The following is a 22,945-nucleotide window of genomic DNA, read 5'->3' as shown; positions in this document are numbered from 1 at the left end:
GCAACAACCCCCATTTCGAATACAAATGATAAAAAGGGTAATTTAGTGTAGTCAAGGAAAAATTGACGGCCCAGTTTAAACGTAAAGAGGTGTAATCCATTGGAAACGAACGAAACACAAACGGATATTAATTCAAATCAAGCCCCTCATATTATCCACGAACCCATCGATGCTCTTCCAGATTGGCAGGTAGAACCTGCCCAAGACGATCTGTTCATGCGGATGCATGGAGGTAGGATTCTTAGTGATCAAGAGTTTATCAGAGATTCACTTGAAGAAAACCGCTTCTTTTTGCGGATCAAGATGGAGCACGCTTTTTTCCTGAAGATATCCTTACCTGATGATGCACATGAATTCCTTGATGAGGCGAATTCTTTCCAAAACGCGTTTGAAAGTCAATTAAACCGTTCACTGCATGAAACATACTCCCCCGGTTTCTTCCGGAGATGGAATTGGAACACGATCCAACAAAAGAGTTGGAAACCTATGCAATTCATGGAAAGAATTTTGGAGAAGAAGAACAGGGTGCAACCCAGTTAAGCGACTCCGAATTTGTAGCCAGATCACTGGAGGAAAACCAGTTTTGGCTTCGAATTATGATGGAGCATGCCTTTTTTCTTCGTCTTGGCTTTCCTCCAGATGCTACGAAGCTGATTAAACAAGCCAACAATTTGAGGATATATTTGACCGTCAGTTGGAGCGGGCCTATCAAACGCCTGCGAATCCTTTTGAAGTATCTAGGTTAAATGAAGATACTTTAATCTTGACGCACAAAATTGCCCTGTTCAAACAAAACGTCCTGGAAGAGACGATGGGTAAACTACGCGGGTTTAACTTTCCTCTGCTGATTGAACATGTTCGCAGAGAAGCCATTTATTTCCTCAAGACCCTAAAACAAATCCACCTGCGGGTAGAACACCCAGTAAACGACGATATCGTGGATGAAAATGTCTTCTTTTTGAAGATTATGGCGGAGCACTCCAAGTTTATCGCCCATTTGCTTGATCCGTCAGAGGAGCTGCTGATCAATCAGGCAAGGGATTTTGGTAAGACCTTTGATCTATTAGTTTATCAGGCAAGGAATCTAGACATTGGCTCACCGACCCATGACTTGCTTCAGGATCAGTTAACCATATATAAAGGGGCCACCTTGGAACTTCGCTCCTTTAAAGAACAAGCCACGAAACTGATCGAAACCGCTCAAGTAAGAAGTGTAATCGATCCTAAGCTTGCTTCTCATGTAACAAGGGAAGCGGCTAAATTCCTTTCCATTATCGATCGCCTGGAGACGCGGTTACATTAGAACCGTGTACAGAAAAAATACAAACCAAAAAACAGGCACCGTTAGCCTGCTTTTTGGTTTATTAGTCTATATGGAGTTTGTTGGGGGGCTCAACCCAATGGCTTAAATCCATTTGTTTCAATAATCATTTTAGGGTGAAATAAAGGACATTAGGTATTTTAATAGAATTCTTAATATAAGTGTTTAAAAAAGGAGCGATAAAAAATGTACTTTTGCTTAAAATGTGAAGAATTGCATCAGAACTCAACGGCACGGAAAATCTTAACTACTGGATTTCGAACGATCATTTCAACGATGGAAAAGCATCCGCTAGGTATTTGTATAACTTCGGATCAAATGTCCCAAGCCTATTCCGCTACCAGCTCCCAAAGCTAAACAAAGCAATACCCCAGACCATTCTCTCGATTCCTCCGGTCTCCCATACCATCACTTCTTACCGCTGGCCAAAGAAATACGGTCATCTGCCGTTGGCGGCTGCTCCATCCAACCATTATTAATCAATATATTGGCTCCATCTTCTCCAAATTGCTCCATTTCTGATGTCAGACGGCTATATTGCGCGGCTAAATCTCTTCTCATACATACTGCCAATGCTGCCCCGTAAAAAGCAACGGCGGTTTGTGTATAAAATCCGGTATGAAACATCATTAATTTATCCGAAAACGGTGACACGGTGGAATTCGTAACCTCGTCATCCCATGATGGAGGAGAATGGAGATTATCCTCCTGAAGCAAGGAACTAAAGATTTCAAGATGTTTTGAGGAAAGCTGAGTGCCTCTCATGAAATATTCTCGAACATCTTGGGTTTGTGCCACTTGGCTAAATCCAAGAACCATCGCTTTTCCAAGTATCATTTTATTCATATTAAAAATAATATTACTGATCTCAATTCCATTTAACGGTCGTCGATTGCCGAACCACCCGGTTAAAAAGCCTTGTTTTTTGACATACTGAGCCATTTCTGGCGGGTGAAGATACGGGGGTCTTGTATAGATGCCTTTGGACAGGAGTAAGTCAAGAGATCGATTAAACAATTCCATGGATTCTACATTACAATCGGAATAGTATTTCCGAACATCAGCACGCACAGAAGTGGTAAACGCAACAGCGTACCCTGTTAGCCCATGTGCGGCCATAATATGTATGTATCTCAAAAAAAGATTGTCTGAAAATAAACGAGGTGCATCTAGGTTTACATCTTGCTTAGTGAATCCATAGGGGATAGGATATTTTTCTTCGTTGAAGAAGGTTCTAATGGTTACAAGATGCTGTTTGGACAAAGACAAAGAAAACTCTAAAATCGAACGAATATCTTTATCCTCAACTTTTTGGAGCATATAGTTTAATACACAAACTGACATACTATCACCCATGTACTGTGTCCAAAGATTTGCCAGTTCTGTTGAAGCTAATTTAGGGTTATGAACAGTCTCCATTCTGCCCTCCTGGATTGCAAAAGTTTATTTTAGTATTCCCTACTAGGTAAATTTCCTCTCTACAAACTTCATTTCTTATCTTGCAAGAAAGTTGATTGGGAAGCACACCATCAGAATCATCCATTTTCTTCGACGACCATTCCTTCACCTTTTTGTCACTAGATGACTCCTTGACAGCCTGAGGACAACCTCGCTCAGGTGTAAGATTATACCATCAAAGAAATACTAAGACAGAATCACTTCTCGGCAGGAGTTGTACGCTACGCTAAAAAGGCGACCAGAAATTCACTACTGCGACAAAGCTGTGTATTTTCCATTACAGATGTGGATTATGCCATTTTTGAAACAAGTGGTACCCTTTCAGTCATGAAAAAAGAACATAAGCAAGCGGTAACCAAAGGCGATTTAAATATTCCTGAAAAAGTCAGATTATATCCCACACCCACAGATTATCTCGGACGGAATCATTAACTCGAATAATCTATCAAGGCTAAATCTAGTTGAGAAATGGTTGAATCAACAATTACAAAATGCTGGTGTACAAACGGTTTCGCGAGTTTTTTATGCTGAGTTACAACAAGATGGGACATTATACATTAATAGCAAGACGATAATATGGTTCACTAAATAGTTAAAAAAGGACCTCTCATAATAATCTGAGAAGTCCTTTTGCATATGTGGTCTCGTACTTTGTCACTCTACTGGCTTTAACTTCAGGTCGAAACGATCAGCGTTCATTACCTTGACCCAAGCCGCTATAAAGTCGTTCACAAATTTTTCTTTGTTATCGTCTTGAGCATACACTTCTGCAATCGCTCGTAGAACGGAGTTGGAACCGAATACCAGGTCCACTCTCGTGGCTGTACGTACCACCTCACCTGTTTTACGATCACGCCCAACATAAACGTTTTCTTCTACAGGCTTCCACTCTACTGCCATGTCGAGTAAGTTAACAAAGAAGTCGTTCGTAAGTGTGCCTACACGATCCGTGAATACACCGTGCGGTGTGCCAGCATAGTTGGTCCCTAGAACACGCATTCCACCAACAAGCACCGTCATTTCTGGTGCCGTAAGGTTTAATAGGTGTGCCTTATCTACGAGGAGCTCCTCTGGACTGACACTGTACTGTTGCTTTTGGTAGTTTCGGAAACCATCGGCGATAGGCTCTAATACCTCAAAACTTTCAGCATCCGTTTGCTCTTCTGTGGCATCTCCGCGTCCGGGAGCAAAAGGAACCGTCACCTTAAAGCCTGCATCTCGTGCCGCTTTTTCTACAGCTGCACTACCGCCAAGGACTATGAGATCAGCCAGGCTGACTTTCTTTTCTAGTTCCTTTTGAATGCCTTCTAGGACATGAAGCACTTTTTCGAGTTGGGCCGGCTGATTCACTTCCCAATCCTTCTGTGGAGCAAGACGGATGCGTGCCCCATTGGCACCGCCCCGCATATCTGAACCACGGAAGGTGCTAGCGGACGCCCAAGCCGTTGTCACGAGCTCACTGACCGTAAGTCCCGAATCTAAGATTTGGGCTTTGAGGTCTTCTATTTCTGCCTCGGTTAATTCATAATCAACAGAAGGTATAGGATCTTGCCAAATCAGTTCTTCTTCCGGCACTTCTGGGCCTAGATAACGTACTTTAGGCCCCATGTCACGGTGCAGTAGTTTGAACCAGGCACGAGCAAATACATCGGCAAATTCATCGGGTTTCTCATAAAAACGACGAGCGATCTTTTCGTATGCTGGATCATAACGCAAGGCCATATCCGCAGTGGTCATCATCGTCGGAACACGAACGGATGGATCTTCTGCATCGGGGGCAAGATCCTTCTCATCAGGGTCGACAGCAAGCCACTGATAGGCACCTGCAGGACTCTTGGTCAGCCACCATTGGTATTTAAACAAGAGTTCTAAGTAACCATTATCCCACTGGGTGGGATTAGCCGTCCAAGCCCCTTCAATTCCACTTGTGATGGTGTCACGACCTTTGCCGCTGCCATGTGTGCTTAACCAGCCTAAGCCTTGCGCTTCTAACGGAGCAGCCTCTGGCTCTGGACCCACGAGAGCAGCATCTCCCGCCCCGTGTGCCTTACCGAAAGTATGCCCGCCGGCTATGAGGGCCACGGTTTCCTCATCGTTCATTCCCATACGCGCAAAGGTTTCCCGTATATCGCGAGCGCTCGCAAGCGGATCCGGCTTTCCGTTAGGCCCTTCCGGGTTCACATAGATCAGCCCCATCTGCACGGCAGCCAGTGGATTCTCCAGCTCTCGATCACCTGTGTAGCGAGTATCCCCTAGCCATTCGGTTTCAGTCCCCCAGTAGATATCTTCTTCCGGATGCCAAATATCTGGGCGTCCTGCCCCAAAACCAAAGGTCTTGCCGCCCATGGATTCGATGGCAACATTACCCGCTAGAACCAGCAAGTCGGCCCAAGAAATCTTGTTGCCATATTTTTGCTTAATTGGCCATAGCAGTCGACGAGCTTTATCCAGATTACCATTGTCAGGCCAGCTGTTTAGTGGAGCAAAACGCTGTGCACCCGTTCCTGCCCCACCACGGCCGTCACCTGTACGATAAGTACCTGCCGCGTGCCAAGACATCCGGATAAAGAAAGGACCATAATGTCCGTAATCAGCAGGCCACCAATCTTGACTGTCCGTCATGAGATTGTGAAGATCTTGCTTAAGAGCCTCATAGTCTAACTTCTTAAATTCCTCCGCATAATCGAAGTCCTCACCCATAGGGTTCGTTTTTCTGTCATGTTGGTGGAGAATATTCAAGTTCAACTGCTTGGGCCACCAGTCTCGATTTGACGTACTTCCCGATTTATTGCTCGTAACGGCTCCATGATGAAACGGGCACCCTCCGGTGTTAGCATGATTTTTTTTCAAGTCCATATGTTTTTCCCCTTTCTATGTACAAATGAGAATACCGCTATAACTATTCTATTAGGAATCTAGTAAGCCATTACTTAAAATTCATATCCACACAATACTCAAATACATATTTGAATATTCCAACGTTAAGGAGTAATATAATAATCAAATGACCATTTGATTATGAGGTGAAACATGGCGAACCACCATCATTATTGTGAAGTATTTTGTTATGACGAAGAGAAAGTGAACAGACTGAAGGGCGAACTTGGTCAGCAGGATACCCTATCCGTTTCTAAGATTTTTAAAGCACTTGCCGATGATACACGAGTCAAAGTGGCTTATGCCCTGTCTCGAGAGGAGGAACTTTGCGTTTGTGATGTAGCCCATATCGTGGGGTGTTCCATGGCAACCGCATCCCACCATTTACGATTATTAAGAAATCTTGGCCTTGCGAAGTACCGAAAAGAAGGAAAGTTAGTATTCTATTCGCTTGATGATGATCATGTGAAACAGCTAATCACTTTAGCCTTTCTTCATAGCAAGGAGGTATCCGACCCCCATGAACCCAGAATCACCTAATCAAACCACTTATCGAATTCAAGGATTCACCTGAGCGGGTTGTGCTGTTCGGTTCGAACAGAATGTAAAGGAATTACCCCGTGTCCAAGATGCGAAAGTGAATTTCGGTGCATCAAAAGTGACCGTATATGGTGAGACTACCATAGCAGAATTAGAAAAAGCCGGAGCCTTTGAGAATCTAAAAATTACGCCTGAGCACGTAAAAGAAGTTCAAGTCCCGTTCTGGCGCAAAAAAGAGAATATCAACGTGTTGATTTCTGTGCTATTTTTGCTCGGCGGATGGCTTGCTGCGGAGTATGACGGAGAAAATAGTCTATCCTCTGTCTTACTTTATGCCACTTCCATGATTATTGGAGGCTTGCGTCTGTTCAAAACAGGGTTAATCAATCTCATTCGTTTGCAATTTGATATGAAAACCCTGATGACGGTCGCGATCTTAGGAGCCGCCGCCATTGGCGAATGGGGGGAAGGGGCAACTGTCGTCATCCTTTTCGCGATTAGTGAGGTCCTAGAAACCTATTCGATGGATAAGGCACGGCAGTCGATTCGATCCTTGATGGACATTTCCCCTAAAGAAGCCTTCATCCGTCGAGGGAATCAAGAAATTATGATTCCGGTAGATGTGATCCAAGTTGGCGATGTCATGATCGTGAAGCCGGGGCAAAAATTGGCGATGGATGGAGAAATTATCAAAGGAACCTCAACGGTGAACCAAGCATCGATCACAGGAGAGTCCGTTCCGGTTACGAAAACGGTTGGCGATGAAGTGTTTGCTGGAACCTTAAACGAAGAAGGTTTACTAGAAGTTCGGGTCACCAAACGGGTGGAAGACACCACGATTGCTAAAATTATTCATTTAGTCGAAGAGGCTCAAGCGGAACGGGCTCCTTCTCAAGCTTTCGTTGACCGTTTCGCGAAGTACTACACCCCGGTTATTATGCTGGTCGCTTTTTTCATTGCAGTCATACCTCCAATGGTAATCAACGGGGATTGGAGCGAATGGATCTATCGAGGATTGGCTGTGCTCGTGGTGGGATGCCCTTGTGCTTTAGTAATTTCTACACCGGTTTCCATTGTGACCGCGATAGGAAATGCCGCGAAGAATGGAGTATTAATCAAAGGTGGTGTACACCTTGAAGAAGCAGGGGCTTTATCCGTTATTGCTTTTGATAAAACCGGTACGCTCACCCAAGGGGTTCCTGAAGTGACCGACATTGTCGTTCTTGTTGACGAGGACAAAAAACAATTAGTAGGGATAGCAGCGGCACTGGAAAAAGGCTCACAACATCCCTTAGCTTCCGCGATCATACGCCAGGCTGAACGGGAAGGGATTAATTTTAACAGCATTCTTGTCAAGGATTTTACTTCAATCACCGGAAAGGGAATTAAAGCGAAAGTGAACGAGTGCCTTTACTACGTAGGAAGTCCTGTCTTATTTGATGAGCTGTTTGAAGGCCGTATTGACCACGAAACCAAGAAGCAAATTGAACAGCTGCAAAAGCAAGGGAAAACGGTGATGATCTTAGGAACTCAACACCTGATCCTCTCCCTTCTAGCCGTAGCGGATCAGGTTCGGGAGAACAGCAAGCAAGTGATTCAAAAACTTCACGAATTAGGTTTGAAAAAAACCATCATGCTCACCGGGGATAATCGAGCAACCGCACTGGCGATTGGTGAACAGGTAGCTGTGGATGAAGTGCAAGCAGAGCTTCTCCCGCAAGATAAGTTAGCTTTTATCAAAAAACTGAGAAGTGATGGAAGTAGAGTGGCAATGGTGGGCGATGGAGTAAATGATGCCCCAGCATTGGCTGCTTCGACGGTAGGTGTCGCGATGGGTGGGGCTGGAACAGACACCGCTTTAGAAACGGCTGATATCGCCTTAATGGCAGACGATTTGAGTAAATTACCGTTTACTATTCGGCTGAGTCGGCAAACGTTGCGCATCATTAAGCAAAATATTACGTTCTCGTTGGCTATCAAGGCCGTAGCCCTTCTGCTCATCGTCCCTGGATGGCTGACCCTATGGATGGCCATATTCGCAGATATGGGAGCTACCTTACTCGTCACCTTGAACAGTTTGAGACTGCTGAGAGTGAAAGATTAAAGATAGGTCGATATCACCTTATTGGTGGTATCGGCTTTTTGGGTTTAGGTGGATAATCATCAACTAAACGAAATGAACCGACGATAGTAAGGGGATTAAACATAAATTAAGTGACTATTCTCCACTTATGTTCTATAAGCCATCTCTCCAGAACCCACCAAAACTCCAGTTGCATATAGGTAGCATCCCAATTGGGCGTACGCCATGATCTGTTCATTGATAGATATGTACTATGCAACAGTCTAGAATTCCCGACTGTTTCACTCAACTTTGGTATGGGGACAGAGGAGGAAAAGCAATCATGGAACTGCCTGAGTGTATCCATCAACATTTTGGGAGACTTACCAATCCTACACTGGAAGAGTTAGAGGAAGCTTTAGGTAAATTGACAACCTTATCTTCTTCCGTTGCTCCTTATGTTAAGGAGCCAGATGATTATGCCTATGGACGAAATGTCATCTACCGAAATGATTGGCTGGAAGTCATTATCATCCATCTTCCGGCTAATAAGGAGACGGCAATCCACGATCACGGCGATTCAATCGGTTTTGCAAGAGTAATAGAAGGAAAATTAATCAATTCGGTCTACCGCTCTAACCAGGGTGTAATTAAACAAGTTTCTTCCCATTTGATCCGAAAAAGGCAATCATTCTCCTCTACTAAAGGCCTCATCCACAAAATGACAAATCCCCACACCGAACGCATGATATCCCTACACGTCTACTCTCCTCCTCTTCAAAATGTAACGGTCTATCAAGAATAATCGAAAAGCACAAATCGACTCTACGAAGAATGGAACGCCTTAGAGTTGGTTTGTGCTTGATGATGTTAAATACTGTCTCCAGGCTCCAAGGAAGCCACTTGAACCTGAACCGTTTCCGGATATTTTATCCCCGTCCCTGTGTTGATCGAGACTACAACCTCATCTTCATGAATCCATTTTTGCTCGGCTAAACGGCGAGCGGCTAGGACAGTCGCGGCTCCTTCTGGGCAAGCGAACACCCCTTCTGCGGCAGCCAACCTTCTTTGTTCTTCCAGAATTTCAACATCACTCACCGCAATAGCACAACCATGGGTTGCATAAATAGCTTCTAGGACAAGGAAATCCCCTAGGGCTTTAGGAACCGTAATACCGAACGCCACCGTACTCGCATTCTCCCAAAACACGGACTCGCTTTTCCCTTCTTTCCAAGCCTTAACAATGGGAGCACAGCCGGAAGCTTGAACAGCCACGAATCTTGGCATTTTGCTTCCGATCCAACCGATTTCCTGCAACTCCTTTAGCGCTTTGTATATGCCGATCAACCCCACTCCTCCTCCAGTGGGATACAAGATCACATCGTGAACCTTCCATTGAAGCTGTTCGGCGATTTCTAAACCGATAGTCTTCTTGCCCTCAATCCGGTAAGGCTGCTACTAAAAACAAAAACAAATATATTCATTTGTTTATGCTAGACTTTTCCTGCTTCTACGAACCCGACCTCGCCACTTGCTCGCTACTATCGTGAGTTTGGCTCTCCACAGGCGTAAATTCCGATGATAGCCCACCGTACACATATACCTTATCGTGTGGTGATCATGGCATATTCTGTTGCATATTTCAGGTTGAGACTTGCATTGAAGTCACGATCCATTTCCATCTGACAGTTTTCACACTGGAATACTCGTTCCGATAAACTAAGACTCTCGTTATTCACGATTAAAATTTCTACTCCACAATTCTGTAAAAAACGCTCAAACCATTCATATCCGAAACGAACAAAACGGTCTTTATGCGAAACGTTATTACGGAAGTATATTCCCTGCGGCACGATAAATTTCATACCATTCTTGGCGCGTCAAATAAACATTAGCTGCTTTACAACAATCCTTTAGCCGGTCTAAATTCATTGTCCCAGTGATCGGCTGCATCTTAGCAGGATGGCGCAAAAGCCATGCGATCGCGATGGTGGTGGTGCTTACTTCATATTTTGCTGCAATTTCATCGATCTTCTGGTTGAGTTCCGGGAATTTCTCATTTCCTAGAAATACGCCCTCGAAAAATCCATATTGAAAAGGCGACCAAGGTTGGATGGTGATATCATTTAGTCTGCAAAAATCCAGCACGCTGCCGTCTCTATTAACAGCGGACTCATTTTCCATATTGACATTAATTCCATTAGAAATCATGTTTGCGTTCGTTATACTTAATTGCAATTGATTGGCAACAATCGGCTGCTTGACCGACTTCTGTAGCAACTGAATCTGCATGGGATTCTGATTGCAAACACCGAAATGTCGCACTTTTCCCGAGCTTTCTAGAATATCGAAAGCGTCCGCCACTTCTTCCGGCTCTACTAAAGCATCCGGGCGGTGCAAAAGCAAAATATCCAGATAATCGGTTTTCAGCCTTCTTAGGATGCCATCCACCGATTCCAGGATATACTCTTTCGAGAAGTCAAACATGCCCAAGTCCTTGCGAATGCCGCACTTGGATTGCAGGATGATCTTCTCCCGAAAGTCATCGTTCCTAGGTACGGCATCCGCGAATATTTCTTCGCAAGTGCCACCCCCATAAATATCCGCATGGTCGAAGAAATTTGCCCCTTCTTCTAGCGCCGTCTGAACAAAATACTCAGCCCCGCTCTTGCTCAACGATTTCATTCGCATGCAGCCGACCGCAATAACCGGGACTTCTAATGTGCTAGTTCCAAGTCTAATCGTTCTCATATTCCATCCTCCTAGCTTCTTCTACTGCCCTGATGCGCTCAAAACTGTTACCGCTATCATTCTCTCCTATTATAACAGAATTTTACAAGAGTTGGATGGAGAACTCAGGGGAGGGATTTCAGGGGTTATTCCTCGATTCGGACAAGGAGGCGAGAAAAAAGCTTAAGCCTGTCCGAATACTAGCCTCATTCGGACAACACGAAAGTCCCTGCCATTAATGCTCAGGGACTCTCATCATGTCTTACACCGGAACCGACTGCGCTTCAACTATAGCCCTTTTCTCTACATGGGTTTCGACCAGATGTCGATCCACAAAAATCTTAATATTACTCAAGCCAGTATACACTTCATCCCCAACGGCTAGATCAAGAGTTTTAAATTGCTCTTTGGTCAGCTCGACTTCAAATAACTCCTCGGTCTCTGCTGCTCGCAGATCCAATCGGACGGTAGGCCCCACTGCATGGATATGCCGAATCAACGCCGGGACCGTAGTCTTTTCTCCATAGGATCGGCTTACCTCGATATCGTGCGGACGAATGTAGCCGACCGCTTGCACGTGTTCTTTGGGTAGACTCGCAGGAAGATCGACTTTGGTAGCCGCCACTCTCCACTCCCCTTGCTCCTGTCTCCCCTGGAATAAATTGACGCGGCCCAAAAAGCTGTACACAAAAGGATTAGCGGGAGCATGATAAACCTCTTCCGGCGTCCCAATTTGCTCGATTTGCCCTTGGCTCATCACGACAACTCGGTCGGCCATTTCCAGGGCTTCTTCCTGGTCATGCGTAACGAACACGGTGGTAATGTGAAGCTTTTCGTGAAGCTCCCGCAACCAGCGCCGCAGCTCTTGACGAACCTTCGCATCAAGCGCGCCAAACGGTTCATCCAACAATAAGACTTCCGGCTCTACCGCCAGCGCCCGAGCTAGCGCCACGCGTTGCCGTTGTCCCCCGGACAGCTGCGAAGGAAAGCGACCCGCATATCCTTCGAGCTGAACGAGCCCCAGCAAATCATGGACACGCTTATGGATCTCTTTTTTTGATGGCCTTTCTTTTCGCGGGCGAACTTGAAGACCGAAGGCAATATTATCGAAAATATTCATATGACGGAATAGCGCGTAATGCTGGAAAACGAATCCGACCTTCCGTTCTCGTACCGACTTGCTTGTGGTATCGTCACCTTTAAATAAAATTTGGCCCTGGTCGGTTCCTTCTAGTCCGGCAATCAGCCGCAGCAAGGTGGTTTTTCCAGATCCGGATGGACCTAATAGGGCCACGAGCTCTCCTGTCGGAATATCAAGACTCACTTCTTTCAAAGCTTGAAAAGAACCGAATTGTTTCGTTACCTGTCGCACCTCTATACTCATTCGATATTCCCCCTGTCATGTTCTGCTTTCCATTCCACGATACTTTTGGCCACTAAGGTCACGATGGCTAAAATGGCTAGTAAAGAGGCAACGGCAAACGCCGCTGCAAACTGGTATTCGTTATACAAGATTTCCACGTGCAGCGGAATCGTGTTGGTCTGGCCTCGGATATGACCGGACACTACGGATACAGCTCCGAATTCTCCCATCGCTCTCGCGTTACACAAAATCACACCGTACAGTAGCCCCCACTTGACATTAGGAATCGTGATCCGCCAAAAGGTCTGCCAGCCATTCGCACCTAGAGAAAGGGCGGCTTCTTCTTCCTCGCTTCCTTGCGCTTGCATAATGGGAATCAATTCGCGGGCAATAAAAGGGAACGTAACAAAAATCGTAGCTAACACAATGCCAGGGACGGCAAAAATGATTTTGATGTCGTTCGCCTGTAGCCAAGGACCGAGCACCCCCTGCGCACCAAACAATAAAACAAAGATCAGACCGGAGATGACGGGAGAAACCGCAAAAGGCAAGTCGATCAGGGTAATCAAAAAGTTCTTTCCTCTAAACTCAAATTTCGCGATCGCCCAGGCTGCGGCTACGCCAAATACAAGATTGAGCGGAACAACGATGATCGCCGTAAGAAGCGTCAAGCGGATCGCAGACAGGGCCTCTGGATGCCAGAGGGAGCTAAAATACACCTCTACTCCTTTTTTAAAGGCTTCAAAAAACACCGCAATGAGCGGAACAATAAGGAACAAACCGAGAAAAGCTAAGGCGATGCCGATGAGGAGCCATCTGACCCCTTTTCCCTCACTCGTCTGAGGATACGGTATTCCCGGTGATTGGACTGCAGCACTTTTAGCCATACACGGCTTCCCCCTTACCCAACTAGATGTTTCTTGCTGCTCTTCCACTGAAGGAAGTTGATGAGCAGCAGTAAAAGAAAGGATGCGACCAGCACGACGGACGCAATGGCCGTTGCTCCCGCGTAATCAAATTGTTCTAACTTCGTGATGATCAGCAATGGGGTAATCTCCGTTTTCATCGGCATATTGCCGGAAATGAAAACTACGGATCCATACTCCCCCAGGGCCCGGGCGAAGGCCAGCGTAAACCCCGTAAACAGAGCGGGGAGCAAAGGCGGGAAGATAACCCGCCTAAAGGTTTGCCATCGTGTGGCTCCCAAGGTGGCAGCCGCTTCTTCAACCTGTTTATCCAAGTCCTGGAGAACCGGCTGGACGGTGCGAACGACAAAAGGAAGTCCGATAAAGGTTAAAGCAATCATGATCCCTAGCGGCGTAAACGCCACTTTAATCCCTAAGGGGTCCAAGTATTGACCAATCCATCCATTCGGGGCATAGATTGCGGTCAGGGCAATCCCCGCTACCGCTGTCGGCAACGCAAACGGCAAATCGACGATGCCGTCTACGATCCGCTTGCCAGGAAATTCATAACGGACTAATACCCAAGCAATGATTAATCCAAATACCGCATTCAGGCTAGCCGCGACGAGGGAAGCGGTAAACGTAAGCTTATAGGAGGCGACCACTCGATCCGCAGTCACGGTCTCCCAAAACTGCATCCAGCTTAACGTCGTCGTCTTCATAAACAGAACCGCAAGCGGGATCAGTACAATTAAACTGAGGTAAACCAGGGTATAGCCCATCGAAAGTCCAAATCCGGGCAAGATGCTGCTTTGCTTTAACCTTTTACTCATGTTGACACTCCTTTTTCTACTTTGGGACTAAGGTTTGTAGATCTCGTCAAAAATGCCTTGATCGGCAAAGTGGATCTTTTGGGCGTTTTGCCAGCCACCGAATACCTGATCAATCGTAAATAGCTCCACTTGCGGGTATTTATCGGCGTATTTTGCTGCTACGGCTTGAGAACGCGGGCGGAAATAGTGTTTCGCTGCCAGCTCTTGGCCTTCTTCGCTATAGAGATGTTCCAGATACGCCTGAGCGATTTCACGCGTTCCTTTTTTATCGACGACTTTATCGACAATCGCAATGGGGGGCTCCGCAAGAATACTTACAGAAGGCACAATGATTTCAAATTTATCCTTGCCCAGTTCATTGACCGCCAGGAACGCTTCGTTCTCCCATGCGAGCAACACATCCCCAATGCCGCGCTCTACAAACGTGGTGGTCGAGCCCCTTGCCCCAGAGTCGAGAACAGGAACGTTCTTAAACAGCTGGGTGACGAATTCCTTCGCTTTCGTTTCGTCTCCATTATGCTTTTTCAGAGCGTACCCCCACGCGGCAAGGTAATTCCAGCGTGCTCCCCCGGAGGTTTTTGGGTTCGGGGTAATGACGGATACACCCGGCTTCACCAGATCATCCCAATCCTTGATGCCTTTTGGATTGTCTTTACGAACAAGAAACACAATGGTTGAGGTGTAAGGGGCACTGTTATCCGGCAGCTTCTGCTGCCAATCAGCTGGAATTAGACCATGCTCCGCAATGGCGTCAATATCATAGGCCAAGGCTAAAGTAACAACGTCGGCTTCTAGCCCATCGATCACCGAGCGGGATTGCTTTCCAGAACCCCCATGTGACTGATTGATCGTTACTTTTTGTCCCGTCTGTTGTTCCCACTTGGAAGCGAAGCTAGCATTAAACTCCTGGTACAGCTCTCTCGTCGGATCGTACGATACATTCAGCAATTCCACCGGCTTCTGTTCTTGCTTGACTTCTGAAGCAGGCGCAGGAGTAGAAGCCGGCTGGGTTTGGCTGGTGCCGCATCCGACTAACCCCACCAGTAAGCTGCTTGCGAGTAAAGAAAAGGCTAATTTTTTCAACATCTTAAATCTCCCCCTTTTTAGTACCTAAATTTTTGGTCAACAAAAAAAGCTCCACTAATCCCGCAACCAAAATAACGTTGCTAGACTAAAGGAGCCTTCGGTGGTCCGATCGGCCAAACGATATTAAATTAGAATGATGGCTTACACTCCCTTTTTCAACGAATTCTTTTCTAAAGGGAAGCGCTGTTTTTCCACTCTTTCAATTTGGGTGATTTTAGAATCATGTATAGTAATATGAACCGAGCCGTATTCGAGCCCTTCTAGGGATCGAAGGATTTTCTCCACCAAAGACTCATCAATCTGACGCTTTGACAAGTTTCTTCCTCCTTTTCTTCGTGTTCAAAACACTATTCTTGAGTAAACCAGTCGAGATTTTAAGAAATAATTTATAACATAGGTATATTCATTAGTAGTTCCGTAGGTGAATTCACCTCCCCAAAAATCTAATCCCTTGAACCTCCGATGAGTCGGTTGGCCCGTTCTTAAAATTTTATAGACTAATATTAATCCAATAAAACCTACCTGTCAAGTCAGAATTATCCTATGAAGAGGTGAAGTTGTTTGCTATCGCACCGAAGAAAGCCGTTACAGATGAGGACACAGCGACCATCTTCCGTCCATGGGCTGCCCCTCAAAAAACAAGTAAAAATCATGGGCCGACTCGACAGCGAGAGGCCTAATTCATTCTCATACCTCCTTATTCTGCAATTGCTCATGCATGAGTTCAGCCATCATTTTCGCAGTAATTCTCAAAAAGAAAAAAGCAAACCGTTTCAAATCGGTTTGCTTTTCTTCGTAGAGTCAGCAAAAACTTCCCATTTAAGGTAAATCAATCAACATAACTTTCGCGTTTGAATTCGCCTCAAAGTTCAATTCCGTAACGTCCGTGATTCTTGCGGAATCGCGTGTTTTTAACTTCGTCTCTCCGTTTAAAGTCAGATCGCCTTCAATTACAAACAGAAAAATTTTACGATTGGCCTCTTGAGTATAGGTCAGTGCTTTTCCTGCCTCTAACTCGGACAGATACAAGGTTAAATCTTGATGGATGAACGCCACCTGTTCAGATTGAACACGGTTCGAAACGATAGGGAGAAACTGATTTTTCATGGCATTCTGGTCATATGCTTTTTGCTCATAAGACGGCGACAGTCCAGTTCTCTCGGGCATAAACCAAAGTTGAAGGAAGTTCACCTCTTCCGTGTCAGAGGGATTAAATTCAGAATGAACCACACCGGTTCCTGCCGTCATCCTTTGGATTTCTCCCGGACGAACAACCTCCGAGCTCCCTGTATTATCTTGATGTTTCAATTCCCCTTTAAGAACGATGGAGACAATCTCCATATCCCGGTGAGGATGCGCTCCGAATCCATTGCCTGGGGCAACGAAATCATCATTTAATACACGTAGAGGACCAAAATTCATATTATTCGGGTCATAGTAATCAGCAAACGAAAAACTATGAGAACTCTTTAACCACCCGTGATTGGCTGTAAAACGTGATTCTGCTGGATATACCTTAATCATAATAACCTCCTATTTTAATTTTATTTTCCCCATATACTTCATCGTAACACACGAGTAACCTTATAGCCCTGCATCAAAGGAATAAGAACCGGCACCGATAAGAGCCACACCGATCACCACCGCAATCAACACCAATTGATACTCAAATCCTCCCTTATCACCCCAAAAACCGTTTGGTCCATGTACTTTCAAAATCGCCACCACCATGGTTGCCGCGATAAGTAGAGCTCCCACTGGCGTTAATAATCCCGCAGCAAAAAGCAAGCCACCTACGAATTCACTTAATCCTGCAAGAATGGCTAGCAGGACACCGGGCTTCATTCCGATTGATTCCATCCAACCACCGGTTCCTTTCGGTCCATACCCTCCGAACCAACCAAATAACTTCTGCGCGCCATGTCCCATAAAAGTTAGACCTATAACTAATCGAATGATTAAAAGACCTAGATCCATCATATCTACCCTCTCCTTTTACCTTTTATTATTTACTTACTTTTTGTTATAACTAACTTTATGTAAGTATCATACTGTTTTGTACTTATTTTTGTCAAGATACTTTTAAAAAAATATTAAAACCCAGCCAAATTGGGCTGGGTTGTGAGCAAGCTAGATTCAGGCTATGTTATTTTTATAACCCCTCCCGGCGGTACAGGTCCCCCCGCCGATTTTCCATATAATTGAGGACCCCTTTGGAAGAGGAGGTTTCGGTAAGCGTGATTGGAACCACCGCAAGATCCTCGTTGTTCAAGGACTTGTATAACGAGGTTCCTGTCGGGTGGATAATTTCGCTTTCGCCAAAAAACAAGGTGTCGTTCTCTAGTCCTACCTTATTCGCCGTGGCCACAAACACGTGATTTTCAATCGCTCTTGCGCGCAGGTAAATATGCTGATAGGGCTGATAAGGGATCATATTTGAGCTGAGGATCAGGATCACTTGGGCTCCTTTGATTGCAAGGACCCGGGCCAGCTCCGGAAACTCCATATCATACGTAATCATGATCCCAAATTTGCCTTCTGGAGCTTCAAACACCGGAGCTTGTTCACCTGGGGAGAAATAGAGCTTCTCCTGGTCAAAAAGATGACATTTTCTATAGGTACCGAGAATCTCGCCTTGGCGGCTGATGAAAGCCGCAGAATTATAGATGTTATCCCCTTCTCGCTCCGGAAATCCGATGATGGCCCCGGTATTGAGCCGTTTGGCTTGTTCTCGTATTCTCGTAATGGTCTCTCCCTCCAAGGGTTCAGCCAAATCGAATACCCGCTCCCCTAAAAAATAGCCGGTCATATATAGTTCAGGAAACAAGACATAACTTGCCTGCTTGCTGCTGGCCATGGACATGGCTTCGAGCACACGGCGAAGATTGGTTTCCTTTTCAAACAAACTGCTCCTTAATTGTGCTAAACCCAAATTCCAGGTCGACATAGGCTATCCCTTTCTGTATTCCTTTAATTTTTTTACGATAGTGGACTGATCAACTTCCAAGACTTCTGCCACTTTGTACGTGTTAGCGTACAATTGATACGCTTTTAGAATCAACTCTTTTTCCAGCTGCTTCTTCGCTTGCTTTAACGGAGGAAACACGGCCTCCTCATCTGATTTAGACGGTTCGCGTTGATCTAAGCCCTCTTGGCTATTTGTTACAACCATTCTCTCAATTCTATTTTCTAACTCTCTGATATTTCCAGGCCAGTTGTAATGAAGCAATTCATCCTTCACTTGAGGACGAAGCTGCATGAACAATCCGTATTTTTTATTGTATTTAGATAGGAAATAATCAATTAGGTCAGGAATGTCCTCTTTTCTCTCGCGGAGTGAGGGAATGGTCAAAGGTACCACATTCAAACGATAAAACAAATCCTCCCGAAAAGACTTTTCTTTTACCATCTGGGCTAGATCTTTATTAGTAGCGGCAAGGATTCGCACATTGATTTTCTTGTTTACTGTGCTGCCTACTTTGCGGATCGTATTTTCCTGCAGTACATTGAGCAGCTTTGCCTGCAGACTATAAGGAAGCTCCGCAATTTCATCGAGAAAAATGGTTCCCTCGTGGGCAACCTCAAACAGGCCCATGGCCCCGCCCTTTTTCCCGCCTGTAAAGGACCCATGCTCATAGCCAAACAACTCTGCTTCGATAAGATGCTCAGGAAAGGCTCCGCAATTGACGGAGATAAACGGTTTATTCGCCCGACTACTGGTACGATGGATCAGATGGGCAATGGCACTTTTCCCCACCCCTGATTCCCCAAGCAGAAGAACGGTGGAATCGACCTGCGCTACGGCATGAATAATTTTCATGACTCGCTGCATCGTTTCTGACTTCATGATCAGACGATTTTCCCCGGTGTCCAAACTTTCCTCGATCGCAAGGGCCGTTGATGGTATAGTAGATAAATTAAGCAGGGTGAGGACGAATTCAATCCCGTCGGCCGCTGGATTTCTTATTTCTTTCCAACTATAAGCCACCATTTCTCCCTGGTGGGACATCAGCGACTGGATAGGCTTACCGATTTCTGGTGGGGTCACGAAGTAAGCACCCCAATCTACATCATGGAGGGATGATCCTATCTGAAAAATCTCGCCTGGGTCGTTCGCCTGTCCATCCGCAGCAATCGAACGAATGTAAAGATGCCCATCCAATAGTAAGGATAAGCCCCCTTGTATTCCGGCTACATGTTGAGGCATGGTCTCTCCTCCCGTTTCTTTCTTCCACGAGGGAAGGGTGATGAAAAAAATCATGATGATGAAAAAATTCATGAACGATACCGTTGGTTTTGATGAAAAAAATCATCTTTATGCCCATTATAGGTTCTCTAGCTTTCTAAATCAACTGAATTTAATAAGTTGAGCGAATTGGCACCGTTCTTGCGTATAAATTAGTCAATCAACTTAGAGGAGGAATTTTATGACGGAAGAAACAGCCTTAAAACGAGAGCTCAGCTTGTATCAAGTAGTCTTATTTGGACTTGCTTACTTAACTCCCATGATCGTGTTTGGGATGTACGGCACGCTCGCCGAGGCCAGCCATGGTGCCGTGGTCCCAACCTTTGTTCTCGCCCTCGTCGCCATGCTCTTTACGGCTTACAGCTACGGAAAAATGGTAAAGGCTTACCCTATCGCCGGATCTGCCTATACGTTTACCAGAAAAACCTTCAATGCCCATGTTGGCTTCATGGTAGGTTGGGCGATTCTCCTTGATTACGTTTTCATTCCGATGGTCATCTGGCTGATAGGAGCCCTGTATTTTGGCACCCTTTTCCCTAGCGTACCGATGTGGGTCTGGATTGTCGCCTTTATTCTTCTAACCACGGCAGTCAACATTCTAGGGGTCCGCGTGAGTAATAAAGTGAACTTTTTGCTTATGATCTTTCAGTTTTTAGTCATTGGCATTTTCATTCTGTTAAGCATCCGAAGCCTGTTGACCGGAACCGGGGCAGCCACCCTATTTTCGATCCAGCCGTTTTTCAATGAAGGCACTTCATTCCATTTCGTTTTAGCCGGTGCGGCCATTGCCTGCTATTCCTTTTTAGGCTTTGATGCGATTACGACCTTTACAGAAGAAACCAAAGATCCAGTCAAAACGATGCCGCGAGCGATCATGCTGACCGCCTTCATCGGAGGAATCACGTTCATTGGCGTATCCTACCTAGCCCATCTGGTCTTTCCTGATTACACTCAGTTTAAAGATATGGCTACCGCAGGGGATGAGCTGGCGTATATGGTAGGCGGAAATTTATTCAGCGCGATCTTTTTGGCCGGGCTGATCATCGCCCAATTTACCTCAGGTTTATCGGCGCAAGCTTCTGCCTCCCGCCTTCTTTACGCCATGGGCCGTGACTCCGTATTGCCAAAAGCAATCTTTGGCTATATCAGTCCCAAGTATCAAACGCCTGTCATCACACTTATCCTGATCGGACTCATCGGACTCTTCGCGATCCGGTTTGATGTCTTAAGTGCAGCATCCTGCATCAACTTTGGCGCTTTTGCCGCCTTTACCATGGTCAACCTATCCGTGATTGTCCATTACTACGGGAAAAACAATGAACGTTCTGGAAGCGGTTTGATTTTCAATCTCATCATCCCATTAATCGGAGCAGTACTTAACGTTCTTTTACTGTGGAGCTTAGACCCCATGGCCAAACAATACGGCATGATATGGGCAGCTTTAGGACTCATGTATTTAGTCTATTTGACAAAAGGATTTAAACAGCAGCCAGCAGACTTAAAAATGGACGAGGTCGTATAAATGAAAAAAGAATGGAACATCGCGCTTGCCCAAATTCCTATACAAGACGGCGATAAGGAAGCTAACTTAAAAAAAATCGAACAAGTCATCCAAGAAGCCCATCAGCTATCCGCTGATCTACTCCTTTTGCCCGAGCTGATCGTCACCGGTCTCGTGGAAAGAGAGCAGCTTTTCCAACTTGCGGAAGCAAGAAACGGGCACACACTAAAGACGATCCAACGTATTATCCACAAGTACCCCATCCATGTGGTCTACTCGTTTATGGAATCTGAGGGTAACAACGTATACATTACCTCGTGTCTGGTGGATAAGGAAGGTGAACCCCAGCACTATTATCGCAAAGCCCACCTTTTTACCGATGAAAACCAACTGTTTTCAAAAGGAGACCACTTGGATACCTTTGAGCTCGAAGGCGTTACGTTCGGCATGCTAACCTGCTACGATATTGAGTTTCCCGAGCCAGCTAGAACTTTATCCATGCAGGGAGCGCAAGTGCTGCTCGTCAATTCGGCTAATATGACCCCTTACGAGAATCAGCACCGCATCTTCAGTCAGGCCCGCGCCATGGAGAACCAATGCCATGTCGTATATTGCAACCGCATAGGAACCAATGATCACTACGAATATCACGGGGAAAGCCTCGTGGTTCATCCTAACGGGACAATCGTATTGGATCTGCAAAGGGATGAAGAAACGATTGGGATGGCCAAGCTCGATTTGGCCCCCCATGCTAGTCACAATTACCATTACTTAAAGGAACGCAGACCCGAGCTGTATCGATAGAAGGATGGCCTGACATTTTTCCAGAGTGGATGAGGTCAGGCCTTTCCACTTGCTAATTTTTCACGTCCGAAATATGATAAAAATATTAGAATAGATGGGAGAGAGAGCCATTGATCATGAAACCACGAAGTGAATCGTTGGAACTAAGAATCCTGAGATCATTAAACGCCCGAATGGAACTAACACCGAATGACCAAACTTATTTTTCAAATCTTGAAAAAGGCTTTAGAGGGGAACAAGAATTTGATAAATGGATAGAGTCATTAGCCAACAGTAGACTGATCCTTCACGACTTATTACTAGAGTACAATCATACCTTATTACAAGTTGATTCGTTCGTAATTGACATGGATAAAGTTTATCTTTTTGAAGTAAAAAATTTTGAAGGTGACTACTATATAGAAGAAGATCGTTGGCACTCCCTTTCCAAAAACGAAATAAAAAATCCCCTCCTCCAATTGCAGCGCAATGAAAGTTTAATGAGGCGGTTACTTCAAGATTTGGGATTTCCTTTTCCCATCATGTCTTACGTAATCTTTATTAACCCCGAATTTCACCTCTACAACTGTCCCCCAAATCTCTCCATTATTTTCCCCACCCAGCTCCAACGATTTATTGGAAGATTAGCAAAGTCACCCTCGATCCTAAAAGATACCCACTCCAACTTAGCCGCAAAGTTATTATCTACCCATTTAACAGATTCCCCATACAGTCGTTTACCTAAATATCATTTCGATCAACTGAAGAAAGGTATACCCTGCCCCCATTGTAAAAGAATGTATTCAAGCATTATTAAGAACGCTTTAGTTTGCCATTCATGCAATACTTTAGAACCCTACCATCATGCCATCCTTCGAAATGTAGAGGAATATAGAATGCTGTTTCCTCACCTTAAACTAACCACCAACCAAAATACATACCTGGTGTAGCGAATTAGTGTCTAAAAAAGTTATCCGAAATATCTTATTAAACAACTTTACCTTGGTAGGACATGCTAAGACTTGTTCTTTTATTCGAAGGGATTAGATTAGGGTGGTGCCCGGATTCGGGCTTCGGCGGGGGTGGAGGGCATCAAACAGGGGGGTGGTGCCCGAATCCGGGCTTTGGCGGGATTTGAGGGCATCAAACTGCGACTTTGGTGCCCTGATCCGGGCTTCGGCGGGGGTGGAGGGCATCAAACAGGTGCTTTGGTGCCCCGATACGGGCTTCGGCTGGGTTT

23 protein-coding genes and 3 pseudogenes are annotated in these 22,945 nt (G+C 45.4%); 12 read left to right on the top strand and 14 right to left on the bottom strand.

Going from position 1 to position 22,945, the window contains the following annotated elements; translation table 11 throughout:
- Positions 1-99: 99 nt before the first annotated feature.
- The 3 genes and pseudogenes from EIZ58_RS29435 to EIZ58_RS29425 all read left to right on the top strand — a co-directional run bounded on the left by EIZ58_RS29435 (position 100) and on the right by EIZ58_RS29425 (position 1,303).
- Positions 100-540, top strand: a complete 441-nt coding sequence (locus EIZ58_RS29435) for a DUF2935 domain-containing protein (RefSeq protein WP_205672405.1) — start codon at positions 100-102, stop codon at positions 538-540.
- Positions 447-835: pseudogene (locus tag EIZ58_RS34970) on the top strand (DUF2935 domain-containing protein); the annotation flags it as partial. The gene EIZ58_RS29435 and the pseudogene EIZ58_RS34970, both read left to right, overlap by 94 nt.
- Entirely contained in the window at positions 812-1,303 is a 492-nt protein-coding gene (locus tag EIZ58_RS29425; RefSeq protein WP_134704559.1) for a DUF2935 domain-containing protein, read from the top strand. The pseudogene EIZ58_RS34970 and the gene EIZ58_RS29425, both read left to right, overlap by 24 nt.
- Positions 1,304-1,729: 426 nt before the next feature.
- On the opposite strand, the gene EIZ58_RS29420 is transcribed toward EIZ58_RS29425, so the two are convergent.
- Positions 1,730-2,740 carry a DUF3231 family protein gene (locus EIZ58_RS29420; protein ID WP_134704558.1) on the bottom strand — a complete coding sequence of 337 codons (1,011 nt, stop codon included), beginning with the start codon at positions 2,738-2,740 and terminating at the stop codon, positions 1,730-1,732.
- A gap of 324 nt (positions 2,741-3,064) precedes the next feature.
- On the opposite strand from EIZ58_RS29420, the gene EIZ58_RS34635 reads away from it, so the two are divergent.
- Entirely contained in the window at positions 3,065-3,211 is a 147-nt protein-coding gene (locus tag EIZ58_RS34635; protein ID WP_240689456.1) for a DUF421 domain-containing protein, read from the top strand.
- Positions 3,150-3,371, top strand: coding sequence for a YetF domain-containing protein (locus tag EIZ58_RS35255; RefSeq protein ID WP_370297842.1), 222 nt, complete (start codon positions 3,150-3,152; stop codon positions 3,369-3,371). Before EIZ58_RS34635 ends, EIZ58_RS35255 begins: the two co-directional genes overlap by 62 nt.
- Positions 3,372-3,433: 62 nt before the next feature.
- On the opposite strand, the gene katG is transcribed toward EIZ58_RS35255, so the two are convergent.
- Complete coding sequence (gene katG / locus EIZ58_RS29410; RefSeq protein ID WP_134704557.1) at positions 3,434-5,635, bottom strand: catalase/peroxidase HPI; 2,202 nt, start codon at positions 5,633-5,635, stop codon at positions 3,434-3,436.
- Between the two features lie 174 nt (positions 5,636-5,809).
- On the opposite strand from katG, the gene EIZ58_RS29405 reads away from it, so the two are divergent.
- The 3 genes from EIZ58_RS29405 to EIZ58_RS29395 all read left to right on the top strand — a co-directional run bounded on the left by EIZ58_RS29405 (position 5,810) and on the right by EIZ58_RS29395 (position 9,063).
- Entirely contained in the window at positions 5,810-6,196 is a 387-nt protein-coding gene (locus tag EIZ58_RS29405; protein WP_134704556.1) for an ArsR/SmtB family transcription factor, read from the top strand.
- Positions 6,177-8,300 (top strand): heavy metal translocating P-type ATPase, encoded by a 2,124-nt coding sequence (locus tag EIZ58_RS29400; RefSeq protein WP_134704555.1) that lies wholly within the window; start codon positions 6,177-6,179, stop codon positions 8,298-8,300. Before EIZ58_RS29405 ends, EIZ58_RS29400 begins: the two co-directional genes overlap by 20 nt.
- Before the next feature lie 301 nt (positions 8,301-8,601).
- Complete coding sequence (locus EIZ58_RS29395; protein WP_134704554.1) at positions 8,602-9,063, top strand: cysteine dioxygenase; 462 nt, start codon at positions 8,602-8,604, stop codon at positions 9,061-9,063.
- Positions 9,064-9,128: 65 nt separating this feature from the next.
- On the opposite strand, the pseudogene EIZ58_RS29390 reads toward EIZ58_RS29395, so the two are convergent.
- The 8 genes and pseudogenes from EIZ58_RS29390 to EIZ58_RS29355 form a co-directional block, all read right to left on the bottom strand.
- A pseudogene (locus EIZ58_RS29390) lies at positions 9,129-9,713 on the bottom strand (threonine synthase); the annotation flags it as partial.
- A gap of 149 nt (positions 9,714-9,862) precedes the next feature.
- Positions 9,863-10,081: pseudogene (locus EIZ58_RS34965) on the bottom strand (zinc ribbon domain-containing protein); the annotation flags it as partial.
- 4 nt (positions 10,082-10,085) lie between these two features.
- Positions 10,086-11,009, bottom strand: a complete 924-nt coding sequence (locus tag EIZ58_RS29380; RefSeq protein WP_134704552.1) for an aldo/keto reductase — start codon at positions 11,007-11,009, stop codon at positions 10,086-10,088.
- Between the two features lie 241 nt (positions 11,010-11,250).
- On the bottom strand, positions 11,251-12,372 hold the full coding sequence (locus tag EIZ58_RS29375) for a sulfate/molybdate ABC transporter ATP-binding protein (RefSeq protein WP_134704551.1): 1,122 nt from the start codon (positions 12,370-12,372) through the stop codon (positions 11,251-11,253).
- On the bottom strand, positions 12,369-13,238 hold the full coding sequence (gene cysW, locus EIZ58_RS29370) for a sulfate ABC transporter permease subunit CysW (RefSeq protein ID WP_134704550.1): 870 nt from the start codon (positions 13,236-13,238) through the stop codon (positions 12,369-12,371). Before cysW ends, EIZ58_RS29375 begins: the two co-directional genes overlap by 4 nt.
- Positions 13,239-13,252: 14 nt before the next feature.
- Positions 13,253-14,089: a sulfate ABC transporter permease subunit CysT gene (gene cysT / locus EIZ58_RS29365; protein WP_134704549.1), complete on the bottom strand. Its 837-nt coding sequence runs from the start codon at positions 14,087-14,089 to the stop codon at positions 13,253-13,255.
- Positions 14,090-14,116: 27 nt separating this feature from the next.
- On the bottom strand, positions 14,117-15,175 hold the full coding sequence (locus tag EIZ58_RS29360; protein ID WP_134704548.1) for a sulfate ABC transporter substrate-binding protein: 1,059 nt from the start codon (positions 15,173-15,175) through the stop codon (positions 14,117-14,119).
- Between the two features lie 141 nt (positions 15,176-15,316).
- The gene (locus EIZ58_RS29355; protein WP_134704547.1) at positions 15,317-15,490 is read right to left on the bottom strand and encodes a YezD family protein; all 174 of its coding nucleotides are present in this window, start codon (positions 15,488-15,490) and stop codon (positions 15,317-15,319) included.
- Positions 15,491-15,732: 242 nt separating this feature from the next.
- Between EIZ58_RS29355 and EIZ58_RS34960 the strand changes: the two genes are divergently transcribed.
- Complete coding sequence (locus EIZ58_RS34960) at positions 15,733-15,855, top strand: hypothetical protein (RefSeq protein WP_255438465.1); 123 nt, start codon at positions 15,733-15,735, stop codon at positions 15,853-15,855.
- 139 nt (positions 15,856-15,994) lie between these two features.
- On the opposite strand, the gene EIZ58_RS29350 is transcribed toward EIZ58_RS34960, so the two are convergent.
- The 4 genes from EIZ58_RS29350 to EIZ58_RS29335 form a co-directional block, all read right to left on the bottom strand.
- The gene (locus EIZ58_RS29350; protein WP_134704546.1) at positions 15,995-16,699 is read right to left on the bottom strand and encodes a pirin family protein; all 705 of its coding nucleotides are present in this window, start codon (positions 16,697-16,699) and stop codon (positions 15,995-15,997) included.
- A gap of 60 nt (positions 16,700-16,759) precedes the next feature.
- Positions 16,760-17,155, bottom strand: a complete 396-nt coding sequence (locus EIZ58_RS29345; protein ID WP_134704545.1) for a DoxX family protein — start codon at positions 17,153-17,155, stop codon at positions 16,760-16,762.
- Positions 17,156-17,327: 172 nt separating this feature from the next.
- Positions 17,328-18,122 (bottom strand): carbon-nitrogen hydrolase family protein, encoded by a 795-nt coding sequence (locus EIZ58_RS29340; protein ID WP_134704544.1) that lies wholly within the window; start codon positions 18,120-18,122, stop codon positions 17,328-17,330.
- A gap of 3 nt (positions 18,123-18,125) precedes the next feature.
- Positions 18,126-19,382, bottom strand: coding sequence for a sigma-54 interaction domain-containing protein (locus EIZ58_RS29335; protein WP_240689455.1), 1,257 nt, complete (start codon positions 19,380-19,382; stop codon positions 18,126-18,128).
- Positions 19,383-19,602: 220 nt separating this feature from the next.
- Between EIZ58_RS29335 and EIZ58_RS29330 the strand changes: the two genes are divergently transcribed.
- From EIZ58_RS29330 to EIZ58_RS29320, 3 genes are all read left to right on the top strand, one after another.
- Positions 19,603-20,943, top strand: a complete 1,341-nt coding sequence (locus EIZ58_RS29330; RefSeq protein WP_134704543.1) for an APC family permease — start codon at positions 19,603-19,605, stop codon at positions 20,941-20,943.
- On the top strand, positions 20,944-21,726 hold the full coding sequence (locus EIZ58_RS29325) for a carbon-nitrogen hydrolase family protein (protein ID WP_134704542.1): 783 nt from the start codon (positions 20,944-20,946) through the stop codon (positions 21,724-21,726). It begins immediately after the preceding gene.
- Positions 21,727-21,863: 137 nt separating this feature from the next.
- Positions 21,864-22,655 (top strand): nuclease-related domain-containing protein, encoded by a 792-nt coding sequence (locus tag EIZ58_RS29320; protein ID WP_167578035.1) that lies wholly within the window; start codon positions 21,864-21,866, stop codon positions 22,653-22,655.
- The last annotated feature ends 290 nt before the right edge of the window (positions 22,656-22,945 follow it).

The sequence above is a fragment of the Ammoniphilus sp. YIM 78166 genome, assembly GCF_004522215.1.
In the GTDB taxonomy this organism is placed as follows: domain Bacteria; phylum Bacillota; class Bacilli; order Aneurinibacillales; family RAOX-1; genus YIM-78166.
Note: the sequence above shows the minus strand (reverse complement) of the source record. Positions and strands in the feature narration are given on the sequence as shown.